24 protein-coding genes and 1 pseudogene are annotated in these 22,879 nt (G+C 52.3%); 14 read left to right on the plus strand and 11 right to left on the minus strand.

The features are described from left to right. Positions 1-8: 8 nt before the first annotated feature. Both L21SP2_RS01800 and L21SP2_RS01805 read left to right on the plus strand, forming a co-directional pair. Positions 9-1,622, plus strand: a complete 1,614-nt coding sequence (locus tag L21SP2_RS01800; protein WP_024266740.1) for an ABC transporter permease — start codon at positions 9-11, stop codon at positions 1,620-1,622. After that, entirely contained in the window at positions 1,609-2,709 is a 1,101-nt protein-coding gene (locus L21SP2_RS01805) for an ABC transporter ATP-binding protein (protein ID WP_024266741.1), read from the plus strand. Before L21SP2_RS01800 ends, L21SP2_RS01805 begins: the two co-directional genes overlap by 14 nt. A gap of 350 nt (positions 2,710-3,059) precedes the next feature. Here the strand turns inward: L21SP2_RS01805 and L21SP2_RS01815 are convergent, their stop codons facing one another. Genes L21SP2_RS01815 through L21SP2_RS01825 form a run of 3 tightly spaced genes read right to left on the minus strand, consistent with a single transcriptional unit; the run spans position 3,060 to position 5,626 of the window. Further along, a complete protein-coding gene (locus L21SP2_RS01815; RefSeq protein ID WP_024266742.1) occupies positions 3,060-3,911 on the minus strand; it encodes a metal ABC transporter permease in 852 nt (283 codons plus the stop codon). Further along, a complete protein-coding gene (locus tag L21SP2_RS01820) occupies positions 3,908-4,717 on the minus strand; it encodes a metal ABC transporter ATP-binding protein (protein ID WP_024266743.1) in 810 nt (269 codons plus the stop codon). Before L21SP2_RS01820 ends, L21SP2_RS01815 begins: the two co-directional genes overlap by 4 nt. An 18-nt stretch (positions 4,718-4,735) precedes the next feature. After that, positions 4,736-5,626, minus strand: a complete 891-nt coding sequence (locus L21SP2_RS01825) for a metal ABC transporter solute-binding protein, Zn/Mn family (RefSeq protein ID WP_041401016.1) — start codon at positions 5,624-5,626, stop codon at positions 4,736-4,738. A gap of 336 nt (positions 5,627-5,962) precedes the next feature. On the opposite strand from L21SP2_RS01825, the gene L21SP2_RS01830 reads away from it, so the two are divergent. The 5 genes from L21SP2_RS01830 to L21SP2_RS01850 are packed head-to-tail and all read left to right on the plus strand — an operon-like array spanning position 5,963 to position 9,343. Continuing rightward, positions 5,963-6,946, plus strand: a complete 984-nt coding sequence (locus L21SP2_RS01830) for a FecCD family ABC transporter permease (RefSeq protein WP_024266746.1) — start codon at positions 5,963-5,965, stop codon at positions 6,944-6,946. Next, positions 6,940-7,764 (plus strand): ABC transporter ATP-binding protein, encoded by an 825-nt coding sequence (locus L21SP2_RS01835; protein WP_024266747.1) that lies wholly within the window; start codon positions 6,940-6,942, stop codon positions 7,762-7,764. The genes L21SP2_RS01830 and L21SP2_RS01835 overlap by 7 nt, the downstream gene beginning before the upstream one ends. Next, complete coding sequence (locus L21SP2_RS01840; RefSeq protein WP_041401017.1) at positions 7,761-8,309, plus strand: ABC transporter substrate-binding protein; 549 nt, start codon at positions 7,761-7,763, stop codon at positions 8,307-8,309. Before L21SP2_RS01835 ends, L21SP2_RS01840 begins: the two co-directional genes overlap by 4 nt. A gap of 60 nt (positions 8,310-8,369) precedes the next feature. Beyond that, positions 8,370-8,843 carry a TroA family protein gene (locus L21SP2_RS01845; protein WP_041401018.1) on the plus strand — a complete coding sequence of 158 codons (474 nt, stop codon included), beginning with the start codon at positions 8,370-8,372 and terminating at the stop codon, positions 8,841-8,843. Continuing rightward, positions 8,840-9,343: a hypothetical protein gene (locus L21SP2_RS01850; protein WP_024266748.1), complete on the plus strand. Its 504-nt coding sequence runs from the start codon at positions 8,840-8,842 to the stop codon at positions 9,341-9,343. The genes L21SP2_RS01845 and L21SP2_RS01850 overlap by 4 nt, the downstream gene beginning before the upstream one ends. Positions 9,344-9,626: 283 nt before the next feature. Here L21SP2_RS01850 and L21SP2_RS18255 read toward each other — a convergent pair whose 3' ends face one another. Beyond that, positions 9,627-10,127 carry a hypothetical protein gene (locus L21SP2_RS18255; protein ID WP_144082895.1) on the minus strand — a complete coding sequence of 167 codons (501 nt, stop codon included), beginning with the start codon at positions 10,125-10,127 and terminating at the stop codon, positions 9,627-9,629. 206 nt (positions 10,128-10,333) lie between these two features. Between L21SP2_RS18255 and tnpA the strand changes: the two genes are divergently transcribed. From tnpA to L21SP2_RS01870, 6 genes and pseudogenes are all read left to right on the plus strand, one after another. After that, positions 10,334-10,543 carry an IS66 family insertion sequence element accessory protein TnpA gene (gene tnpA, locus L21SP2_RS01855; RefSeq protein ID WP_041401020.1) on the plus strand — a complete coding sequence of 70 codons (210 nt, stop codon included), beginning with the start codon at positions 10,334-10,336 and terminating at the stop codon, positions 10,541-10,543. A 112-nt stretch (positions 10,544-10,655) separates the two neighbouring features. After that, positions 10,656-11,006 (plus strand): IS66 family insertion sequence element accessory protein TnpB, encoded by a 351-nt coding sequence (tnpB, locus tag L21SP2_RS01860; RefSeq protein ID WP_024266749.1) that lies wholly within the window; start codon positions 10,656-10,658, stop codon positions 11,004-11,006. Between the two features lie 209 nt (positions 11,007-11,215). Beyond that, positions 11,216-11,758, plus strand: a complete 543-nt coding sequence (locus tag L21SP2_RS19160; RefSeq protein ID WP_425277207.1) for an IS66 family transposase zinc-finger binding domain-containing protein — start codon at positions 11,216-11,218, stop codon at positions 11,756-11,758. Further along, a pseudogene (tnpC, locus tag L21SP2_RS18770) lies at positions 11,730-12,431 on the plus strand (IS66 family transposase); the annotation flags it as partial. The gene L21SP2_RS19160 and the pseudogene tnpC, both read left to right, overlap by 29 nt. A 72-nt stretch (positions 12,432-12,503) precedes the next feature. Further along, entirely contained in the window at positions 12,504-12,620 is a 117-nt protein-coding gene (locus L21SP2_RS18775) for a transposase domain-containing protein (protein ID WP_244437959.1), read from the plus strand. A gap of 298 nt (positions 12,621-12,918) precedes the next feature. Continuing rightward, positions 12,919-13,692, plus strand: a complete 774-nt coding sequence (locus tag L21SP2_RS01870) for an RNA polymerase sigma factor (protein ID WP_024266751.1) — start codon at positions 12,919-12,921, stop codon at positions 13,690-13,692. Positions 13,693-14,006: 314 nt separating this feature from the next. Here L21SP2_RS01870 and L21SP2_RS01875 read toward each other — a convergent pair whose 3' ends face one another. From L21SP2_RS01875 to L21SP2_RS01885, 3 genes are all read right to left on the minus strand, one after another. Then, on the minus strand, positions 14,007-14,270 hold the full coding sequence (locus L21SP2_RS01875) for a hypothetical protein (RefSeq protein ID WP_024266753.1): 264 nt from the start codon (positions 14,268-14,270) through the stop codon (positions 14,007-14,009). Next, positions 14,270-14,968 carry an SDR family oxidoreductase gene (locus tag L21SP2_RS01880; RefSeq protein WP_024266754.1) on the minus strand — a complete coding sequence of 233 codons (699 nt, stop codon included), beginning with the start codon at positions 14,966-14,968 and terminating at the stop codon, positions 14,270-14,272. The genes L21SP2_RS01875 and L21SP2_RS01880 overlap by 1 nt, the downstream gene beginning before the upstream one ends. Positions 14,969-15,039: 71 nt before the next feature. Continuing rightward, entirely contained in the window at positions 15,040-17,547 is a 2,508-nt protein-coding gene (locus L21SP2_RS01885) for a cyclic nucleotide-binding domain-containing protein (RefSeq protein ID WP_024266755.1), read from the minus strand. A 121-nt stretch (positions 17,548-17,668) separates the two neighbouring features. Here L21SP2_RS01885 and sppA point away from each other — a divergent pair, with 121 nt between their 5' ends. Further along, entirely contained in the window at positions 17,669-19,258 is a 1,590-nt protein-coding gene (sppA, locus tag L21SP2_RS16710; RefSeq protein ID WP_024266756.1) for a signal peptide peptidase SppA, read from the plus strand. A 69-nt stretch (positions 19,259-19,327) separates the two neighbouring features. Here sppA and L21SP2_RS01900 read toward each other — a convergent pair whose 3' ends face one another. From L21SP2_RS01900 to L21SP2_RS01915, 4 genes are all read right to left on the minus strand, one after another. Beyond that, positions 19,328-20,011, minus strand: coding sequence for a lycopene cyclase domain-containing protein (locus tag L21SP2_RS01900; RefSeq protein ID WP_024266757.1), 684 nt, complete (start codon positions 20,009-20,011; stop codon positions 19,328-19,330). Between the two features lie 333 nt (positions 20,012-20,344). Then, positions 20,345-21,427 (minus strand): NAD(P)-dependent alcohol dehydrogenase, encoded by a 1,083-nt coding sequence (locus L21SP2_RS01905; protein WP_024266759.1) that lies wholly within the window; start codon positions 21,425-21,427, stop codon positions 20,345-20,347. Positions 21,428-21,446: 19 nt separating this feature from the next. Continuing rightward, positions 21,447-21,926, minus strand: coding sequence for an S-ribosylhomocysteine lyase (locus L21SP2_RS01910; protein WP_024266760.1), 480 nt, complete (start codon positions 21,924-21,926; stop codon positions 21,447-21,449). 134 nt (positions 21,927-22,060) lie between these two features. After that, a complete protein-coding gene (locus L21SP2_RS01915) occupies positions 22,061-22,771 on the minus strand; it encodes a 5'-methylthioadenosine/adenosylhomocysteine nucleosidase (protein WP_041401962.1) in 711 nt (236 codons plus the stop codon). Between the last annotated feature and the right edge of the window lie 108 nt (positions 22,772-22,879).

Raw genomic sequence — 22,879 nt, forward strand, 5'->3', positions numbered from 1 at the left:
GGGGAGCAATGATACTCCTCGGTCTGCTTCTCGCCATCGTAGTCGTGTATCCGGCGGCGAATCTGATCCTTCGGGGTACCGATACCACGGCGATCTCGCGGACGTTCGGTTCACCACGAACACTCACAGCGATTCTAAACACTCTCGCGGTTGCAGTGGGTAGCACGCTCTTCGCGACGTTGCTCGGCGGATGTCTGGCGTGGTTGGTCGTTAAGACCGATCTTCCCGGTTCGGGTGCGGTAGACACACTCACATTCGTATCTTTTGTAACGCCGCCGTACATCCTTGCGGTGGCTTGGGTCCAACTGGTTGGCCGAAGCGGGTACCTTGCCCGCGTGTACGCGATCGTTACCACTTCGGACGAATGGAACTTCCCCTACTACTCGATTGGAGCGGTCATTGTGGTCTTGGGACTGCACCTGTATCCAGTGATGTACCTTTCGCTCAAGAACGCGCTCAGCCGTATCGATCCGGCTCTTGAAAGCGCCGCCGTGATGAGCGGGGCCGGACCGTTGCGAGTTTTCAGAACGGTTACCCTGCCGGTGATCGCCGGGAGTATCGGGGCGACGGGCATATTCGTGTTTTCCCGAGGTATGGCCAATTTCGGTGTTCCCGCTCTGCTCATGCTACCTGTTCGCAAAGACGTACTCACAACACGGGTGTTCTCGGCGTTAAGCGAGCTTGATCTTCCCGTTGCGACCGTTGTCTCGTTCTTTCTGGTAGGTATTTCTACGCTTTTGTTTGTACTGCAGGCACGGTTGACGCCGATCGCGCGACGTTCCGCCGTAGACCATGGCCGTAATCGCGGCGTCCAACAACCGCTACGTCGTCTCCGTGTGCCGGTAGCGATCGGTACATTTACCGTTCTCGCGATCATCTCGGTGCTACCTCTCATTGCGATGGTGGCCTCCTCATTTCTTAAACGATGGGGACTTCCCGTTCGTCGAGAGTTTCTTACTTTCGGCAATTACGCGTACCTGCTATCACCCGATGGGATTGCGGTGCGAGCACTTCGTAACAGCTTCGTATTCGGTCTGGGCGCCGGGGCTATCGCGGCGCTCATCAGCGGTGGTATTGCGTCGCTTATCGTCTCGTCTCGACGTTCACCCGCGGTGCACACCTTAGAGGCGGTGGCCACGTGGCCGATGGCGTTTCCCAACGTTGTGATCGCTGTAGCCACTATCCTTGCATGGAACAGACCCCCGATTCGATTATACGGAACTGGTTGGGCTATCGTTGCGGCCTACGCAGTCCTATTCACGCCGATCGTACTGAAGCAGACGGTGGGACTCGCACGCACACACGACGAGCGTCTGCTACAGGCCGCTCAACTCGCCGGTGCGCAACCGCTTCGCTGTTTTTTCACGGTCACATTGCCGACGATATCTCCAGGCCTGCGTGCGGGAATCCTTCTCTCAATCGTCATAGCCGCTCGCGAGATACCGATATCGCTTATGCTCTACGCGTCCGGTCAAGAGACGTTGGGTGTTCTCCTGTTTGGGATGCAATCTCAATCGTACGGGTTGGAAATGACATCGGCTTTGTCGGTGCTCATTCTTACCGGAATCATCATAGCGCGGACGGTACTTCGGCGGGGAGGAAAGGCGTTTGGCTCAGCTTAACGTGGATCGTATCACGAAGCGGTTTGGTGGAATAACCGCGGTTGACGACGTATCCCTCACGGTACGCGACGGAGAGTTCATAACCGTGCTCGGTCCGAGCGGTTCTGGAAAGAGTACGCTCCTATCGTGTATCGCCGGGATCACGAATCCAGATTTGGGGATCGTCCAATTTGGTGATCGGGTCGTCTTCTCACACTCCACGTCGATATCGGTACCACCGGAATACCGTAACGTGGGTTTTGTGTTCCAAAGCTACGCGTTATGGCCGCATATGACGGTTGAGCAGAACGTAGGATATCCATTGCGTTCGCGCCGCGTGTCGCGTCCAATCGTGCGAGAACGTGTTTCTAAGATGCTGGAGATCGTCCGTTTGGGCGGATTCCAGAAGCGTCGCCCCCACACGTTGAGTGGTGGCGAACAGCAACGCGTCGCGCTTGCGCGCGCACTAATCATGGAGCCAAGCGTGTTGCTCCTTGATGAACCGTTGTCCAATCTTGATCGCAAACTTCGGGAAGAGATGCAGGTCGAACTGCGCAGGATCCAACGGACCCTTGGTCCAACGACGATCCACGTCACTCACGACCAGGGAGAAGCGATGGCGATTTCGGATAGGATCGCAGTCATGAAAGCCGGCAGAATTGTGCAATTCGGAACCCCTGAGGAGGTGTATCGCACTCCGAAGAACGAGTTTGTCGCTGGGTTCGTCGGCACCAGCAACCTCATCTCCGGAACGGTTATTAACGAGGGTAACCGCTCGTGGATCACCGGTCACGGTGGTTTCCGCGTTCCCGTCGTCCGCGTCCCGCCACCATCTACCGAAACGATCAATACCTATATCGTCCGGCCGGAAGATATAGAAATTCTTCACACACCAGTGTCCTCGAAACATAACCCCGGGACGGCGAATGACTCTGAGTTGGCGTACGCAGTCGTCACGCGCCGTTCCTTCAACGGCTCCTTCATGATCTATGAGATCGATACGGGATGGGCGGTGCTCCGCGCGGTTACACACTCTGATCGAGGGTTCCGACTCGGGGACCGCGTTCGTTTTCGCCTTCTTGCTGCATCACCGTTACAGAACGAATAGCCGTTGCGTTGCTTTGAGGACACCTTCTCCGTCGCCATACAGGCCGGAACCTTTATGGCCGTAACCTTAACTGCCGTAGCCTCACCGTGCAGACGGTCAATTGGTAGCGGTGTACAATGCGGTTGGTATGCATACGGAATTGACGACCGAAAGTGTTTTAGATGCAATCGCGACGGTGGAGCACCCCGAGATCGCATCAACGGTATCGCCTTGGCGGTTCAGCCGATCGGGGTCACCGGTTTGAGCTATACAACGGAGGAGATGGACGACGCGGCAAAAGAACACTTCTTTACGTTAGCTCAGGCGGGGTGGAAACTCTAAACCCCTCGCGTCATGAACCGTGACGATATCTATCCACGTCTCCCATCGAGAGGTATGGGTATCAGCTTTGCGATAATAAAAAGGACGCCCCCAAAGAGAACGGTCGTTGAACCCGTTGGGACTCCCAGGACGTAACTGGCGACCAGTCCGCCGGTCATGATCGTCCCGACGAGTATGGTGGCAACGATCATCATTGCCTTCATGCGTTTGGTGAAGATATCCGCGATCGCCGGAGGGATCGTTAATAGGGCGATGACCATTACGATTCCGATAATCTTTATGAGTACAACAACCGTCAATGCAACGAGAAAAACGAGAATGATCTCGAATAGCGCCGTGTTGACACCGCGGGTCTTTGCAAACTCTGCGTCGAAGGAAACGGCGATGATCTGATTGGATAGAAGAACGCTTGTTCCTGCAATTATCACGTTGAGGAAAACGATGGTGATCAGGTTGCTTCTCGAAACGAGCAAAATGTTGCCAAAAAGATAACTCATCGGATCAACATAGGTGGGGGTGAGGTAGATAAAGATCAAACCGATCGACATCCCCACCGCCCAGGTCGTTCCTATCATCGTATCAAGGCGTTCTTTGCTGTGTAGCAGGGTCACGCTGATGATGAGTCCTGCGATCAGGGCAAACAGAAGCGCTCCCCCGAGGGGGGAAAGATATCCGATCTCGAGAACAACGTTAAGATACAATGCGAGTCCTATACCGCCCAACGCGGTATGGCTAATAGCCCCGGCGATGTAGGACATCCTCTTTACGACGACAAATGACCCGATGATTCCAAATGGAATACTCGACAGCAATCCCGCGATAAGAGCGTAACGAATGAACGGAACGTTTGGATTGGTTAGCCCCTGAAAGAAATCGATCATCCCTTGTTTTCCTCTCCACGGAGTACAGAGTTGCGTCGGTGCATCCTCGTGTGTCGGTGCCTCCTTGCCGGACCGTCCGAAAGAACCATGTCGTGTCTCACTATTCGGTTTTCTCGCCCGTATGACGCAGCGATTATTTCGCTGAAGTTTGCATCGATTGGATGTTCTACTAGAGTACCGTTTACGCAGAACACTCGATCGGTAATATTTGCGACGAATCCCGTATCGTGGGTAACCAACAGGATCGTGTGTTGCGCACTAAGCTCCTTTATCAGAGAGTTCAGTCGTATACCCACCGCCGGATCGATACTCGCCGTGGGTTCATCGAGGAGTAAGATCTCCTTTTCCGATACCAGTGCCCGGGCGATCAGCATGCGCTGCATCTGTCCCCCCGATAGCCGGCTGATATGATTGTTCCTCACGCTGGAAAGCCCCACGTCTTCGATCGATCGTTCTGCTTTTATTCGATCACGTTTGGAATAGAAACCGAACGGTTTGATGAGCCCCGACAAAACGACGTCGAAGACCGTCATAGGGAACCGGCGGTCAAAATGCATATGCTGGGGAACATACCCAATCACGCCCCGTTGATCAGACGGTTTTTTCGAGTTGACGAGGATCGTCCCCGAGTCCGGATTCAGGAGACCGAGGAGAAGGCGGAGGAGGGTTGTTTTCCCTCCTCCGTTCGGACCGACGATCGTTACGACTTCGTTGCGTCTCACGGCGAATTCCACATCCCTGAGCACCTCATGTGATTGCTCGTATGAGAATGAAACGCGCTGTACCTCTATGTGGATGTCATTCATCGTCGCTCGGCCTATCGTTTATTCCAAGGAACTTCTTATCTCACCGGCGATGTGCCTAAGATTGTTGACATAATCCGGATTGAGTGGGCTGAGACTGACGACGGTACCGTCGATAGCGTCGGCTATCGCCTCGGCGCTATTCTGCGAAAACTCCGGTTGGACGAAGATGATCTTGACACCCTCTTCGGTTGCATGTGCGATGATTTCTTCAAGTACCGCCGGCGCAGGCTCCTTACCTCCGGTTTCGATCGCTATCTGTGTCAAACCGTAGTCGTCACCGAAATACCCAAAAGCAGGATGAAAAACGAAAAACTTGTTGCCCTGAAAGGGCTCGAGGACGTCGGACAACTCTCCATCAACTTCGTCAAGTTGTCGGATCAGCGTATCGTATCCATCCGAATACGTCTCTTCGCCGGCGGGGTCCAATTCTACCAGAGCGGAAAAGATGTTTTGCGCTTGGATCTTGACCAATCGTGGCGAAAGCCAAACGTGAGGATCTTGCGCCGACTCGTGGCCGTCCAGCACACGTCGTTCGATTCCTGCGGCGGTATCTACTATCTCCAGCGAGGGAAGGGTGCTCTCCAGGGTCGGGAGGAATGCCCTCTCAAAGGGTACACCGATCGAAAAGAACAGTTCCGCCGACCCGAGAAGGGCGATATCCTGCGGAGTCGGTTCGTAGGTCGCCGGACTCTTTCCCGGACCTACCAGCACCTGAACGTCCAACCGGTCGCCTCCAATCGTTTCGACGAAATAGCGCTGCGGCAGAATACTGGTAAAGACCGTAATGGGCGTATCGGTTTCCTGAGCGGTAGACTCCTCGCTCTCTCCCTGTCCGGCGGCAAACGCCGCAATCGATACCATGAAACCTACAACGAACGCGAACCACGCTATCCTCTTGATACCATACATACGTTCCTCCTAGAAAAAATAGATTTACCGCGCCATACATCGACTACCGGAGTGTACGTCGATGTAGAGCGATAGGTAATACTAAGTATTACTTACGGTACGATAAAGTGTTTCCTCGTGTCAAGGTCCCTTTTTATTCGGGTGTTTGAGTTCATACCGAATACAAAGCTCTGAATCGGCCGGCGTACCTGTTTGTAGTCAAAGACATCTGCACCGACGAACGGGAGCCCCTGAAGGCAAAAGTTGCCCTTGACAGAAAAAGTTAGACTCGCCTAACATACGGTTACGGCGACCGCAGCTCCCTCGCTCACCAGGACGCGCTGGACAAGAGTTCTTATGGTGTCTCCGATACTTCTCGTTTTTCTCGGGCTGGCAGCGCTCTCGGTGGGACGGTACCCGGTAACGCTGGAGTCGCTGTTTCGTATCGTGGCAACTCCGTTCAGTCCGGCGGTCTCAGGTTCCGCAGGAATGGATCGTACGGTCGTCCTGGTGGTGCGATTGCCCCGGGTGCTGACTGCGATGCTGGTCGGATCCGCTCTGGCAACATCCGGTGCGGCACTCCAGGGAGTGTTCCGGAATCCTCTGGTCAGTCCGGGAATTCTGGGGGTGGCCTCCGGTGCCGGCCTGGGAGCCGCGCTGTGTATACTGCTTTTTGGGCGAAGCGCTCTTCTTGTACAGGGATCGGCGTTTATGTTCGGGATTCTCGCGATGATGTTGGCCCTCGCAATCAGCGGCCGGACTAGAAAGGGAAGCGTCCTCGTGCTGGTTCTGGCGGGAGTCGTAGTATCCGCTCTGGCGGAAGCGTTGATTTCGCTGGTGAAGTACGTTGCCGACCCTGAGGACACTCTGCCGGCGATCGTCTTCTGGCTCATGGGTTCTCTTTCGGGAATCACCGTGAGTTCCTTTCTTCACGTCCTTTTTCCCATCACTGCCGGCATCATCGTTCTCATACTCATGCGATGGCGTATCAGCGTTCTATCCCTTGGAGACAACGACGCTCAGTCCCTGGGAGTGCATGTCGGCATGAGTCGGGCGATGGTAGTAACGGCAACCACGGTGGTGACGGCAGCAGCGATCTCCGTCGCCGGTATCGTCGGTTGGGTAGGTCTTGTCGTCCCCCACATTGCCCGCATGTTCGTTGGCCCCGATCACAGACTTGTTATTCCCGTTTCAGCCGTGATTGGGGCTATGTACCTGCTGGTCATTGATACCCTCGCTCGCAGCGTTATCAGCGCCGAGATTCCTCTGAGCATTCTCACCGCTGTCGTTGGGGCGCCGGTCTTCGCGATCATGTTGCGAAAGACGGGAGGAAGATGGTGAGCGGACTCAGCGCTCTGGGTCTTTCCTTCGCGTGGACGACCAAACCGGTCTTTTCCGACGTTTCCGTACGACTTCGCCGGGGAACCGTAACGGCAATTCTCGGGGCGAATGGCTGCGGAAAGACGACACTTCTGCGTTGCCTGTCCGGTCTGAACAAGCCGCAAGCGGGATCGGTTGAGCTCGAAGCTGCTGATGGGACGGTTATCGCAGTATCATCTCTCTCCGCCCCACTTCGGGCTCGGAGTATCGCGCTGGTTCCGCAAATGTCGGAGACATCCTTCGGGTACTCTGCTTTGGAAATCGTCCTTATGGGGCGTACCGCCGGATCCGGTATGTTTGTTCTGCCCGGTCGCGATGATGAAGAAGCAGCGTACCGGGAAATCGAATCTCTCGGGATCGGCCATCTGGCGCACCGACCTCTGGGAGAGATGAGTGGCGGCGAACAGAGGTTGGTTCTCATTGCACGAGCTCTCGCAACGAATGCCTCAGTCATGCTCCTGGATGAGCCGGCGGCCCATCTGGATTTCCGGAATCAGCTTCTCGTTCAGGATCTCATGGTTCGGCTGGCGTCGGACCGGGGTATTGCTGTCGGATTCACTACTCATCTTCCCACCGACTGTTTTGCCGCCGGTTCACACGCTCTGCTCATGCATCGGGACGGCGGTCACCAGTTTGGACCGGTGGAAGAAGTGATCACCGACAGCGCTATCCGCCACGCGTTTTCCGTGGATGCCCGTATCATCGCTATGCAACTAAACGGATCAAAAAGCCACGTTGTGGTTCCTCTCAAACCTGTTCCACAAGGAGAACATGTATGATTTCCAGAAGGTATTTCGCGCTTGCCCTGTTTCTCATGGCGGCGTCTGTTGTCTTTGCCTCCGGGGCGTCGGAGTCGCCCTCTACACCGGAGACTCGCGTCGTCACCGACGGTCTTGGCCGTGAGGTTCACATCCCGGTAGAGTTCGATAGGGTCGTTACGATTCCTATTCCGTTGGCGTCGGTGTTTACCACGGTAGACGGTTCGGGCCAACGGATCGCCGGAATGCACCCCGCCTCGTACAGTGCAGTAGAGGGATCCATCCTTGGTACCATTGCTCCTGAGCTTCTCGACGCCGATACGAGTTTCATTTCGGAAGGCTTTCAGGTCAACATCGAAGAGCTCCTCGCTCTGAAGCCGGATATCGTCTTTCAGTGGGCAAACCAGCCTGAGGAGATCGAGAAGATCGAAGCTGCGGGGATTCCCGTCATCGCCGTTGGTGGTGGAGGACAGGATTTCCGCTCTGTCCGGGACTGGCTGGTGCTTGCCGGTGAAGTCACCGGCCAAACCGCCCGACTCCAGGAGCTACTGACATATCTCGAGTAAACGGAAGATGAAATATCCCGACGCGTGGAAACGGTGCCTACAGGTCAACGACGACGAGCTATGGCTCTTCACGTACCTCCCCTGCAAGCCCGGGCGTACGACTGGATCGAGACGGCCGGTGGCATCAACGTCGCCGTTGATATGCCTCGGTGGATCGCGGAGATTGATATTGAGCAACTCTACGCGTGGGACCCTGAGGTTATCTTCATCTCCAACTTCGTTGATACCCAGCCTGAAGACCTGTTCGGGAACACCATCGACGGATACGACTTCAGTCCCATTGCGGCGGTTCGTCGGCGGCAGGTCTACAAGATTCCCATGGGAGCGTACCGATGGGATCCGCCAAGCCAGGAGTCGGGGCTCATGCTGTGGTGGCTCGCCAAAACGATGTACCCCGAACTGTTTGATGACATCGACATCAATGAGGAGATTCGGACGTTCTTCCAGCGATTCTACGGATACTCTGTCAGTGACCGGGAACTTCAATCAATTCTGGAATCTCCCGGAACGGAGTACTGGAGGGGATTTCGATGAGTATGGCGATCGGTCTGATCTACTCTGGAGTAAGCTACCAGTACACCTTCATCCAACGACCGGAAAACTGTGAACGCATCGTCCCACTCAACATATGGGAGCTGCGACATCACGATCTCGGCGTGTTCGATCTGATTATCGTCCCCCGTGGAAGCGATCAGGACGCGCTGTACGCCCACCGGGGCAAAATCAAGGAGTATCTCGACGGCGGTGGAACACTGGCCAGCTTTGGGGAGGTTACAACGGACTGGCTCCCTGGAGCACGGTGGGATGGTGTCCTGCCGTCGGACGACGGTCCTCTGGCATTTGCCGCGACTCATCCCGTGCTGACAGCACTCCAGCCTGTGGATCTTCACTGGCACAAAGGCTACACCGGATGGTGCTGTCACGGCCATTTCCGTGTGCCCGAGAATGGTGATGTTCTGGTCAGGACGGAAAGGGGGGATCCCGTTATGTATATCGACACTACCACAAAAAAGAAATCTAATTATTACTTTTAAGAACATTTACCAACAATTCCAATCCGAATTTTACAAATAATATACCAATTACAGAAAGTACAACAGTTTTATGGAAATAGCTGCTATAAACGATCTCGAGACCTGTTCCCCAATCTGGTCGAAAGCCTATACTGTATGCTTTTACCGCGATGATTGATCCGACACCTGTTAATATTATTGATAAAATTAAACTAAATTTATCTTTTATCGTCATATTTATCTCCAAAAAAATTTTTATTTACTGTGATCAAGCGCCTAATGCACTTGACCACAATACAGCTTTTTACAAGGTACTAGGTGGGGTCCTTCCATCAGAAAAAGTTTTATCCCTTTCAATTGTATCAGTGAAAAATTTTCCTGATCCAGCATATCTTGAACCAGAATAAAATCGGTAATAATCGTAGACCCCTGCAGCATAAGCAGCGAAGGATTCTCCGGCTCTAATTGTTACAGTTCTAGAATAAGTTGCGGTTTTTTCTCCAGTAAATCTAAAACCAGATGCCATTGAATAGCCTCCAGTAGAAAAACCTCCTTTTATACTCAAGCTAGAGCTAAATCGTCGACTTCCAGACCTAGTTATGGTTGCTGTGCTACTTGTATCATTTATGTATCTTGTTCCAGATATAATTTTGTAAGAGGTAGTCTTATCGTATGTTACTGTATGGTCATCAATTTTATATGACGAGCCTGAACCACCATCTCCTGGATTTTCAGAACCACCTCCCGCAAATACAGTTGCTCCGATAAAGATCATAAAGATCAAGACAAAAAGTGTTCTTTTCATTCTTTCCTCCTTAAAATTGCTTAGTACACTTTGTCGTATCTATTGAAAGATATAGTCTCATCCAATAGCTTCTGATCCATATTTTCTATCTGAATTCAAAATTTATAAATAGCCAAATTAGGCTAATTAGACGTAAACGTTAATTCTACCGCACCTGTTTAACCTCAGGGTCTTCCCTGCATACTGATTGCCCGAGGAGGCAGCAGATGCAAAGAAGTAGAACATTCTGGGAGCAGATTATTTCCAAGTATGATGCCAAGGGAAGCATGACCAAAGCAGAGTTTTGTAATGAGTACGATGTAAAGCGGGCTACCCTGGATTACTGGCGGCGAAAAATCCGTGTTGAACGAAGTATTCCCCCCCTACAAGAAGTGCATTCGTTCGTGTCGGGGAGTCACATACTGAGATGGCTATAGCCCCGGATCCATCGCAGCTACGAATACGAGTTGGCAGCACGTTGGTTATTGAAAAGCCGCTGTCGGTGGAACCGCAGAGGCTTACCGCAATCCTGCAGGCGTCAGCAGCAGTATGATCGGGATTGACTTCGCGGCAACAGCCGTCTATGTTCGTCCCGGGAGAACCGATATGCGCAAGCAGATCAACGGTTTATCGGTGCTGGTGCAGGAGGATATGGAACTGGATCCATTCGGCGCATCGGTGTTTCTGTTCTGCAACCGGGAGCGTCGCATCCTTAAAGCCCTGTATTGGGATCGCACCGGCTTTGCCATGTGGCAGAAGCGCCTTGAGCGTCACCGGTTTCCATGGCCCGATACCGAACAGCAAGCACAACAGATTACCGGCGAGCAGGTAAGGCTGCCGCTTGACGGAATCGACTTCTGGAAGGCGCACACTACCTTGGAATATACAACGGTCATGTGACCCTTGGCAGGAAAATTCAAGTCTGATAGAAATCGCAGCATGGTGCTGACTGAAAAAAACGGCAACAACTCGATCCGGATGTCGCCCAGTATATCCAACACCTTGAGTCATCCACAGCAAGCTGGGAACAGCAGCATACCGAGCTAGAACAGGATCACACCCGACTGCAAATTCGCTACGAACACCTGGAAGAAGAGCTTCGCCTGGCACTGCACCGGCAGTTCAGCCGTTCAACCGAACAAAGCCCGCAGGAACAGACCGTACTGTTTGCTGAAGCCGAGCGCTACAGCGTCCAAGAGCAGGCACCGGATACCGATGTTGGTGAAATAGTCACGGTACGTGAGCATAAAAAGGCTAAACCAGGTCGCAAGCCGATTGACCCGAAAGTACCCCGCATTGATTTTGAGCACGATATTGATGAACCCGACAAGCAGTGTGCTTGCGGCTGCACCATGGAGCGAATCGGCGAAGAAGTCACTGAACGGCTGCAAACCATACCTGAGCAGATTTTTGCCGAGCGACATATCCGCCCGAAATATGCCTGCAAAAATTGTGAGGGCTCGGGAGATGAAGACCGGCCGGCTGTACGCATTGCTCCCACACCACCCTCGATTATTCCAGGCAGCATCGTTACTCCGGGGCTTTTAGCCTTCATCCTGGTGAACAAGTTCGCTGACCATCTGCCGTACTACCCGCCAGGAACAGCGATTTGCCCGCATTGGGTTGCATATTTCCCGACAAGACAAGAGTAACTGGACAAACCGTACAGCACAAAAGATCAAACCGCTGATGGAACGCTACCGGCAGCTGATTCGCGAAGGGCCGGTCATGCACATGGATGAAACCCGGATGCAAGTGCGCAATGAACCGGGGCGATCAGACACTGCTACCAGCTGGATGTGGTTGGCCCGCGGCGGACCGGTTGATGCGCCTGTAACACTCTATGCCTATCACACCTCTCGGGGAACGGGGCACCCGATGCAGCTGCTGCAGGACTACAACGGCTACCTGAAGACGGATGGCTATGAGGTATACCAGCGTGTTTCTCGTAATCATCCCGAGATTACTCTTGTCGGATGTTGGGCGCATGCCCGATGAAAGTTTCATGAAGCTGCTGCGACAAGCAAGAAGAATAGGGGGGCGGCACATGAAGGCATGAAGCAGATTGAATCCCTCTATCGCATAGAGCGCGCTTTGCGCGATACAGGACTGGATTCCCGAGAATTTGTCGACCAGCGGCGTGAGCAGGTGCAGCCGGTTCTGACGAAATTCAAATCCTGGCTGGAAAAGAAGGCGAATACCATTCCGCCACAGTCGGCATTGGGCAAGGCGGTGAACTATAGCCTGAATCAGTGGGAATACCTGGTACACTATCTGGACCTGCCAGAACTGACTCCCGATAATAACGCCGCCGAGCGGGCGATCCGGCCGTTTGTACTGGGCCGGAAAAACTGGCTGTTTAGCGGAAGCCCCGCCGGAGCAGAAAGTTCAAGCGCTATGTACTCCCTTATAGAAACAGCCAAAGCGAATGGTCTCGATCCTCACAGCTATTTGCTCAATCTGTTCGAAAAGGCTCCTCTGGCGGAATCGGAAAAAGCCTGGGCTGGTCGCTGACAAGTCAGCTGCTATTCGCCGTGTTCCTCGTCCTTTTGGACTGCGGTACACGGCTGTTTCGCCTATGCGTCCAGAGGAACCTCGAGCGAAGTCCCGAAGGGACTTTGCGGAATCGAGCGGACTTCGAAGAAGGCCGGGAGAAGGCTTTTTTATCCGTCAGAGATTCTTATCAATGTAAAAACGAAGTGGGCCATTGTTTTCTTCCCGCAGCTATGTCAGCTCCTTAACCCCGAAATAGTCATATGATAAAATTATCACCCAATAGAGCTCTTACGTCGCAACCGCTGCTTGAGGTGCTATGCGAAACGAATCAACCCTGACTTTTCATGAAATTGTAAATCGGCATGGTAGATCGTTGTATAACCTTTGTTACAGAATCCTGGGACATCCGGAAGATGCCGAGGATGCCCTTCAGGAAATTTTCATGAAAATACATGACAGTCTGCCTCAGTTCAAAGGTGACAGCAGCCTGTATACATGGATGTATCGCATCGCAGTGAATCATTGCATCAGAACCAAAGGAAGGATCGAACGGGTGGCGGAAAAGGCTCCAAAGGCTCTGGATATCCGGGAACTGAACGGTCCTCCTCCGGATTTGGAACCTGATTTAAGTCCGCAGGAACGGAAGATTCTCATAGATGAACTATCCCTGGAAATACGCGATACATGCCATTTCTTTCTGACCTTCAGACTTACCCGGGAACAGAGAATTGCATTCATTCTCCGGGATGTGATGGGGCTGTCGTATAAACATATTTCAGAGATTCTGGATATCTCTGAATCGGTGGTGAAAAGCCGCATTTACCGATCCCGGGCCAATCTTGAAAAACATTTTTCCGAAAAGTGCTCGCTGCATCAGTCTGAAAACCCGTGCAGCTGTGAGGGAAAGCTGGGATACGTACTGAAAGAATATCCCATGGTAATGAAGGATGTGCGAAAGAGGGCTGAAAACCCCGATTATTATAAGCTGGTGAGCCAATTGATCGGCAGACGTTTCGGATCCGTCCGGGAAGCGTATGCGAGTCTCCATGATCTGCCGTTTCCCAAAGAACTCCTGGAAAAATATCAATAAAGTATCAATAAAAATCATAACCCGTAACTTTTCCTCCACTTTTTGCATCAAACAGGTAAAAAGACAGGGGGCGATTATGAAGGGGATGATTATGTACCGCAGCAAAAACGGCGCTGCGGAATGAAATGGTTTTGGATTCTCAGCCTCGGAATATCATGGAGCGGTATTCTCCTTCTCTCTGTGTTCACGGGAATTCCCGTCTCTGAGGAATTGTTTGAAGATATCGGTGTGTATGCAATGATCCCGCTTGTGTTCGGTCCGGCACTGGCTGCAATAATAGACGCCGGCCGAACCGAAGGTGTTGTATTTCTCCATCAGCCATCGCTCTCTTTTTTCATCCACAGCACTCCGAATATGAGAGTAAGGAGCGTGGCCTTCCACGGGGGAATGCCCCGGGACTTTGCATTTTTATAGCCCAGGGGCAGCTCCAGCAGATGGATGAGCACCACCACGGCTCCAGCTGTGGAGGCTGAGGGGAACAACCACTCCGGTGCATCAGGAACAGCGAACCGGGATGCCAGGCCGGCCAGGATATACGCCCAGCCGATAATTGCTCCTATTTTGAGAAATCGGCGCATCAGCGGATTACCGACATGCCGCCGTCCAGATGCAGCACCTGCCCCGTCATCCAGGAGTACTCACCCTGAAGAATTGCTGCGCTCATGCGGCCCACCTGTTCAGGGTTGCCGATCTGTTTCAGAGGGTGGCGTTCCTCCATGGCCTGAAGTTTTTTTTCACTGGATATGAACTTGGCGGCCAGCGGAGTATCAGTGAGGGACAGAGCTATTGCATTAAACCGGATATTTGTTCCGGCATATTCTGCGGACAGAGAGCGTATAAGGCCTTCCACCGCCGCCTTTGCCGCCGCTATGGAACTGTGATATGCCATACCGGTTTGTGCCGCAATGCTGCTGTAGAACAGCACATCGCCGCCTTCTTTCATCAACGGCAGCACCTGCTGCAGGGCGGGAATGGCGGCAAAACAATTGATCTGCATATCCTTCATAAACGTTTCCGCTGACAGGGACTTAAAGGGTTTCAGATTGATGGTGCCCGGGGCGTACAGGAAGCCGTCGACGCTTTCCACATCGTCGGGGATGCCGGGGAATGCTTCTTCGGCATCCCATTCCAGGGTTTCCACCTGAGAAATTTCGGTTCGCGGCTGAGATCGGGTATATGCGATAATGCGCAGGTCATCGCTGCTTTGAGCCTGAAGCTGTAAAATGGAGTTCAGTGCAATTTCAGAGTTTCCGCCGGCAATTACATATGTTTTCACAATAATCCTCCGTTACGCTGCATTACTCGGTTTCTGTGGAAGATACTGAGAAAAACCGCCTTCCGGCAAAATTATTGCTTGAGAAACTCCATATAGTCCTCCATTTCCCTGGGCAGAGTCTCTCCGGATTTCTCGAACTTCTTAATTCTGCTTTCAAGTTTAAGAATTTCCTTTCTGCGGCGGTTTTGAAGTTTGGTTTCAAGATCCGCATAGAGGGGCTTTTTCGCAATCTGCTCCCTGGCCTGGGAGTCGAAGGGAACAAAGCGATAAAATATCTCCCGAACCACCGGATTGAAGCGAACCTTTCCTTCATACTCATACAGCACCCAGGTGATATAATCAGAGCTGAAGCGGTCACGGTCCGAGCGGGTTTTTTTGATAAAATCCTTCAGTTTCTCTTTGTGTGCCGATGAGAGTTTGGGGTTTTTCCGGTAGAACGCGATGTAATCATAATAGGCTCCGGAGAGGCCGCCCTCCACAGGATCCATCCAATTTGCCCCGGCAACCGATCTGGAAAGCTCCCAGCGGAACTGGGCCAGCAGATTTCCGATTCCTTCGTCAATCTTTTCACTGAAATACAGGGGGATCATGAATCGGGCAGGGCTCTCTTTCCTGGTACCGTCAAGTTCCTGCCACATCATCATCCTGTTTCCAGCCACAGGGTAAATTACAAAGTAGGGGAGTACCTCTTTCTGTACAATATCCGTACCGAAGCGGTGTTTGCTTACCACCTCCCGGTAAAACAGGCTGTAATCCCTGGAGTGGAACTTTTCCGCCGCCTCACTGCAGGTCTCCGGAGGAAACAGCATTCGGGAGAGGCCGCCGCCCAAAACCTGACTGGTAAGGATGGGAAGCGATTTCCGTTTGGAACCATAGAGGATTTTTGACAGTTCAATGGATACCTGGCGTAGTTCATACCGGACTTTATCTTCCGGGGTATCCTGATACACGTGTGCGGCGGATTCCCGCTCCTTATTGGACATTTTCTCCTGGCGCTTGAGGGTTTCCCTGAATCCTTCACCCATCTCGTTGATGCTGGGATTCACATCACCGGTGTACACTTTTTCCAGGAAATACGGCAGGGTCATGGCGGGAAGAGGTTCCTCCACATACAGCATTTGGGAATACGCTTCATCGATTATTTCCAGGTCATCACCGCTGAGAAGGGTTTCATCCACCACCCCGAAGTGAAGCATGATCCCCGGAATAAACGATTTCAGATCAGTATTAATCTGCTTCAGAAAGCAGATCTCATACAGCTCCCAGTACATGGGAGTCAGTTTTTTCCGAAGCTTCTCAGCTTCGGGATCGGCTTTGTAGATATTCTCCAGCTCTTTCAGTGCATTCAGGGTTTCCCGGAATTCCTCCGTAAACTCTTCGCTTACATCGGCAAAATCAAGAATCTTGTCCAGAAGGTTCCGGTATTTCCCCAGACCATCCCGGGAAGCGTCTTCTTGTCCGGAATCATTGGTGAACATATTGTCATGGGAATCGCTGCTGCTTTCTTCAACGGGTTTGTTGCGGAATTCCAGCAGATGTTGGTACATGGGGTGGGTTTTGGTCAGATCCTTATGCAGAAGTTTGAAGGCATCCCGGTGACAGCGCCAGCTGAACTTCCAGAGATAGTGACGAAACATGCGGAACCGGTAGTCTTCTTCCTCACCCATGGAGAGAACTGTGGTTACCCACCCTTGATCACTGTACAGGATATCGCTGAGAAACCGGATGTGGCTCACAATCTTTTCATTGTACCCCACCAGCTGCTCAAGACTTTGGATGAGGAATTGATACACATAATAGTTGCCCGGTTCATCCTGATTAAACAGGGCGTGGACGAGTTTATCGGGTTTCCGCAGCAGTCGTTTGATGAAAAGGTATTGGGAGTAATCCACCATATTCTCGATGTATAGGTTGTCATACTGAATATACAGATCCAGTCCGCTTTGAATGCGGCCGAGAAAGACATTGGAATCCCAGGTCTCAGGCATTTTTTCGCCCCTCTGTTCGAGTTCGTACCTGAGGTAGCGGGAGTACTCATGGATATCAACATTATATCTGTCGGGAAGTGTACGGGGTTCTTCACGGTTTTCCAGATCCGATCCAAGGGCCAGACTGTCCTGAATAGAGGCAAGCTTGTGCCAGAGATATTTATAGTTTTTAAAGAGATATATGGCGGATTCAATCCGTTGAACCAGAGCCTGCATAACCTGAATGTTCAGGCGCATGTTTTTCTGCAGAAGATGAACCACCATATGATCTTCCACCGGGATATTGGATATGATGCAGTCGCTGACACTCACCACAGTATGTTCGAGAGGCTTGTTGTTAAACAGACCAAGAATCCCGCAGACTGTTTCTCCTTTAATCAGACCCACCCGAACACCGTCCGAGGCTGATTCACCTGAATCGGATGGAAGGCTATCATCATGGGTGGGTGCATCTCCGGATGAAGAAATCATCTCCGCCATTCCCGAGTGAATAATGAGAATGGAGTTCACCGGTTTGCCCTGGAGCAGGAGAATGGTGTTTTTCTCGATCTTCTGTTTACTTATGCGCTGATTCAAATCAATGTTGCTCATAATACCAGTTTCACCTCAAAACAGGATATTTGCAACGCCGGGATTGCCGCAACTGATGCAGAATATGGAAGAATTGAGCAGGAAGGGAAATGGGTGTAGTATAGCTATTCAAGGAGTGTACATGTATCACATATTAGAGCTTTCAGGACAATACAGCGAAACCGGGCCCCAGAGCGGAGGGGTTCTATCCATGCTTCGCAGTGAGAAAAGGTTCCGCTTTGATCATTTTTTCACCAGAATTGAATGGCTGCTGAAAAAGAAGCGGGTAAAAACTGTGGTGGTTTCGGCGGCAACGGATTTTACCACGGGAAATCTCTCGGGAATTGTATCAATCCGGGAACAGCTTCTGCGCCTGAAGGATGCTGGAAAAGAACTGGTCTTTTTCGCCCAGGAATACGGGATGCAGGAGCTTTATCTGGCGTCAGTCTGCAGCAGACGGGTGATTCATCCTCTTGCGTATCTTCATTTCCAGGGAATAAGCAGAAGTTTTCGGTTCTACCGCAAACTGATGAAAAAGCATGATATCGAAGCGGAAGTCATCAGAATCGGCCGCTACAAGTCCGCAGGCGATGCCTTCCGCGTTTCTGAACTTGATGAGTTTAATCGTGAACAGTATGAAGCGATCTTCAAGGACCTGCTGGCAGAATACAGTCGTGGTGTGACCCGCGGATACGGCAAGGACGAAGAAAAAATCGATGAGCTGATGAACGGCCGGATTTTGACAGCCGATGAAGCAGTTGAAGAAGGATGGGCCGACCAGCAGGAAACCCTTGAGGGAATTCGCGGTGGATTCCGGGAGCGCAAGACCAGGGAGCTGAAGTTGAAAAAGCCCCGTACTTCCGCGGGCAAAGGGAAAAAAGTTGCCGTTCTGATCTTTGAAGGGGGAATCAAGGACGGACATAATGACAACAATATGATGTTCGGACAGATGGTCGGTGCCGAGGATTTTGTGCCGGTGATCCGGAAACTTGAAAAGGATTCCTCGGTGAAGGCGGTAATCTTCAGAATTAACTCCGGCGGCGGTTCTGCTGCAGCTTCTGAGGATATTGTGCGGGAGCTGGGCCGGGTTCGGAAGAAAAAACCGGTAATTGTATCCATGAGCGCAGTTGCCGGCTCCGGAGGGTACTGGATTGCCACCGAGGCGGATAAGGTTTTTGCGGAAGCCACCACTGTTACCGGCTCAATCGGGGTGATCAGCCTGTTTTTCTATGCCAGAAAGTTTTTCGATAAATGGGGTATTACCCATTCCACGATCCGTGAGGGTGAACATGCCGATATGGGCTCTATGCTCAGGCGCCTGAGCGAAAAAGAGGTACGCATAATCAAAGACGGCGTTACCTGGATCTACGGCAAATTTCTTGAGAAGGTGGCTCATGCCAGAAACATGAGTACCGATGCGGTTCATGAGCTGGGAGAAGGGCATGTGTTCACAGGTACCCGGGCAAAGGAAATCGGCCTGATTGATGAGGTGGGTGGTCTCAACGAGGCTGTGGAAGAGGTGAAAAAGCGGCTTGGAACCTCACGGATCAGGCTGCGATTTCTGCCCCAGCGGAAAAAGAGCCGCCTTGGGAAGCTCCTGGGAGGCGGAGAGGGCAAACATTCACCCTATGCGGAAGCAGCCGTTTCAGCCGTGTCCCTCATGCATGATGTGCGGGAGTTAAACGGCACGACTTTGGCAATGATGCCCCGGATGGATGAATGGGCTGAATAACATCCTGTTCCAATCTTTCCTTCCATCTCTTTCAACAATGCAGTATCCGGAACGTACAGGTCAGGGGCCTTAGAGCCCCATGACCTCCTTCAGCGGGATGTATAGAGTCAGGATAAGACCGATATAACTGAGGTTGTAGAAAAAATCCTCCACAGGAATCTGGATAAATTTAACTCCGAATATCGCCTTCGGGTTATACCGGATAGTCGGAAGGGCGGTATATATTCCGTTGACCACAACAAAGGCCAGAAATATCAGAAGCATGGACCAGAGGTATCCCGAAGCGGCAATAACCCCCGGTGTCAGAAATCCGGATACCAGGAAATAGAGGGAAGCGGAGAGCATTGCAAGGAGGGTGTAGCCTTGTTTGCGCCAGATATATGCCGGAATGATGAACCCCGCTGCGAGTACGAACTGGATCCATGCCAGTTCCGGCCTGGCCGGAGAGGTGCCGAAGTATGCCAGAATTACTTCATAAATAAACACGCTGGGGTAGGGGATTAGCAGGAAAAACAGCCACTCGCCGACGGGCAGGTGAAACAGCCGTGTGCTTCCCACAAATTCATCGTTGAACTGCCAATGCCCCCGGGAAGTCACCATCACATCCCAGGCAATATACAGCGCTCCCACCGCAAGGGTGGCGATCAGCAAAGGCGGCAGGTAGCTGATATAGTGAACCTTTCTGTCGAAACTCATGGCAAAGGGGCCTGCAAAACTTAAAACCGCAATGATTGCATACACATGCTTCTTCATTCTGCCTCCGTTGAAGCCGGGTGTCCGGTGATAATGAAAAATCCTGTTCGTTGTAAAGATGCTTCAGGCTATTATCCGGCAACCGCCGGTACATCAATTTGATACTTATGTCTTTATACGGAAATGGTTCCTTCAACAAAATAATGAGGAAACCTGCATGCTGCAAGGAAAACCGTATGCAGTGCACCAAAGCTTGTGAAAATGCATGGTTTTTAAAAATTTACCTTATCTGTCCGCTGCTGATAGCGGTGTGAATAATTCCACCACCATATCAGGTGCCGTGATGTCGGAAAAATTTCGTTTCACAAGCTTCCGTGCACAGTAAAAACAAAATCAGCCATCCAACCTGATAATCACCTTGCCGCTTACTCCCCCGTTCATTGCATGGCTCACCGGGGAAGCCGGTGATGATTCTTTCAACGACCAGCTTGAGTCAACAACCGGTTTGATGATGCCCCTGCTGATATGTTCCTGCAATTCTTTTATCCGGCGGGCCGACGGATAGGCGAGCATCATAGCGCTGCGTTTGCCTCTGCCGAACAGCCTCCATTTCATGATTCTGAGTAATTGGCTGCCGATAAAATCGTTGGGGATGTACACGGGATAGTAGCAGGCTCCCGGATGCCGTGGATCCAGAAGCTTCGCCGGGCTTTTTTCGCCTTTTCCCCGTATCAATGCTCCGGGGGCATCTATGATGCCCTGCCACGGCCCTTCTTTCAGGGCGTAGTCCGGCCATGTGTCCCGGGGTACCACCCGGAGGGCTCCAAGGTCTTTCAGGAGTTCAGCCTGGCCGGCGCGCCCTGTTGCGTGCACCTCCCATCCCCGGCGGGCGAGGATCTGGAGTGCAATGCTGCCCACCCCTCCCGCTGCGCCGATGAGAAGCACCCGGCCGGGGGATCTCTGCACTCCGGCGGATCCAGGACCTCCGGATCTCCCGGAGTCAGATCCGCGGCCGAAAGGCTTGCAAGCCTGAAGAGCGCTGATCCCCGCAGCGGGGAGAGAAGCCCCCTGATCCCAGCTCCAGTGGTCGGGAAGAGATATGCAGTGGGAGGCCCGGACACAAATTTCCGTGCTTCCCGAACCTCCGGAGAGGGGGGACAGCATGCCTGCCACCCTCTCGCCGGGCGTAAATCTATGTGAGCGGGATTCTGTAACTTCACCTGCAAAATCGCTGCCGAACACCCTGGGAAACAGCGGGCCCCGGCGGGAGGAGAGAAGATGCATGAGGTGCACCCCGGCATTCTGTTCCCCGGCGAGAATTTTCCAGTCCACGGGGTTTACGGAGATGGCCCGAACCCGCACCCGGATATGTCCCCGGCGGAGTTTGCCGGGGGGATGCAGTGGACCTGTCTCCAGGTTTTCCGGACCGCCCCAGGCGCTATATTGAATTGAATATTCGGAGTTCTGACTCACCACAGTGAAGGGATCCGGAAGATCAGTCGGGATACCGGAGATTCTGCTCGCCGATGTTTTCCAGAACTTCGTGAAGGAATTTTCTGGACTCCCAGCGGGTCATGGTGAGATTGTGGCTGAGATAATTTCCGCAGTCTTTTGCAGCCGCCCCGGGAATATCATCATCAAACTCACTCATGAACCGGAAAAGATTGGTAATGAGATCCACAAGCTCCGCACTTTCCCGTTTTCCCTTCATCAGAAGATAAAAACCGGTTCTGCAGCCCATGGGACCGAAATACACCACCTCATCTTTCCACTCGGTATCGTTCCGCAGGAATGTGGCGCCCAGGTGTTCGATGGTGTGAAGCGCCGGAACATCAACCACCGGTTCCCGGTTCGGTTCTTTCATCCGGATATCGTAGGTTGTCACATAATCGTTGCCAACCTCATCAATGCGGGAAACATAAATGCCCCGCAGCAGCTTATTATGATCAATGGTGAATGAAGGAATCTTGTCCATAGTCTACCTCTCTTTGAAAATATGGTTTTTCGTATGCTGTGGGCCCTACCGTCAATATAATGAAGCTGAATCAAAATGAAACCGATTAATGCTGAACCCTTCCCGGGCAGCACAACGTTTCACGGGTTCTGCCCTCATGCTTCCCCCGGATGTTCACGATAGAACCTGAGTAATTCTAAAATAGTACGGGCCGAGTTCATAGAGGCCGTGTGCAGATTTTCCTGAAAGTCCCCGGGGGATGTACTGTCTGCTTTGTCGCTGATACTTCGGATAATCAGAAACGGTGTGTTGAGCTGATAACAGGTCTGGGCAATCGCAGCGCTTTCCATCTCCACCGCCGCACTTTCGGGAAAATCGGCTAACAGATTGTTGATTTCATCTGGATGGGCCAGAAATTTGTCCCCGGATACTATCAGCCCCCGTACCGTGGAAAAGGACATGCCGTTAGCGACGCAGCGTTGGGCGATTTCAAGCAGGCGGCTGTCGCCGGCATAGACCAGAGGCATCCGGGGGATCTGCCCCTTGGCGTAGCCGAAGGCGGTTGCGTCGACGTCATGATATCCTGCTGATTCTGCCAGAACCACATCTCCTATGGAGAGCTCCGGGAGTAAACCGCCGGCGCTGCCGGTGTTCAGTATGAACTTCGGTGAGTAGTGTTCGATCATCAACGTTGTACCGATGGCTGCGTTCACCTTGCCGATTCCCGATTGCAGAAGGACGACTTCCAGATCTCCCACATGCCCGGAAATGAAGCTGTAGGAAGCTTTTTCAACAACCCGGGGATCATGGATCTCCTGCCGTATTTGCTGAACCTCTTCTTCCATTGCACCGATTATTCCGATCATTTTCACCTGCCTTAATAGAAAAATAAAAGCCCGGGGCATCTGCGGCACCCGGGCTTCTGTCACTCCGCGGGTTCCGGAACAGCCGTCCCGGAATCCCATTGTAAAACG

Origin of the sequence: Salinispira pacifica (assembly GCF_000507245.1) — a bacterium.
Taxonomy (GTDB): Bacteria; Spirochaetota; Spirochaetia; order DSM-27196; family Salinispiraceae; genus Salinispira; species Salinispira pacifica.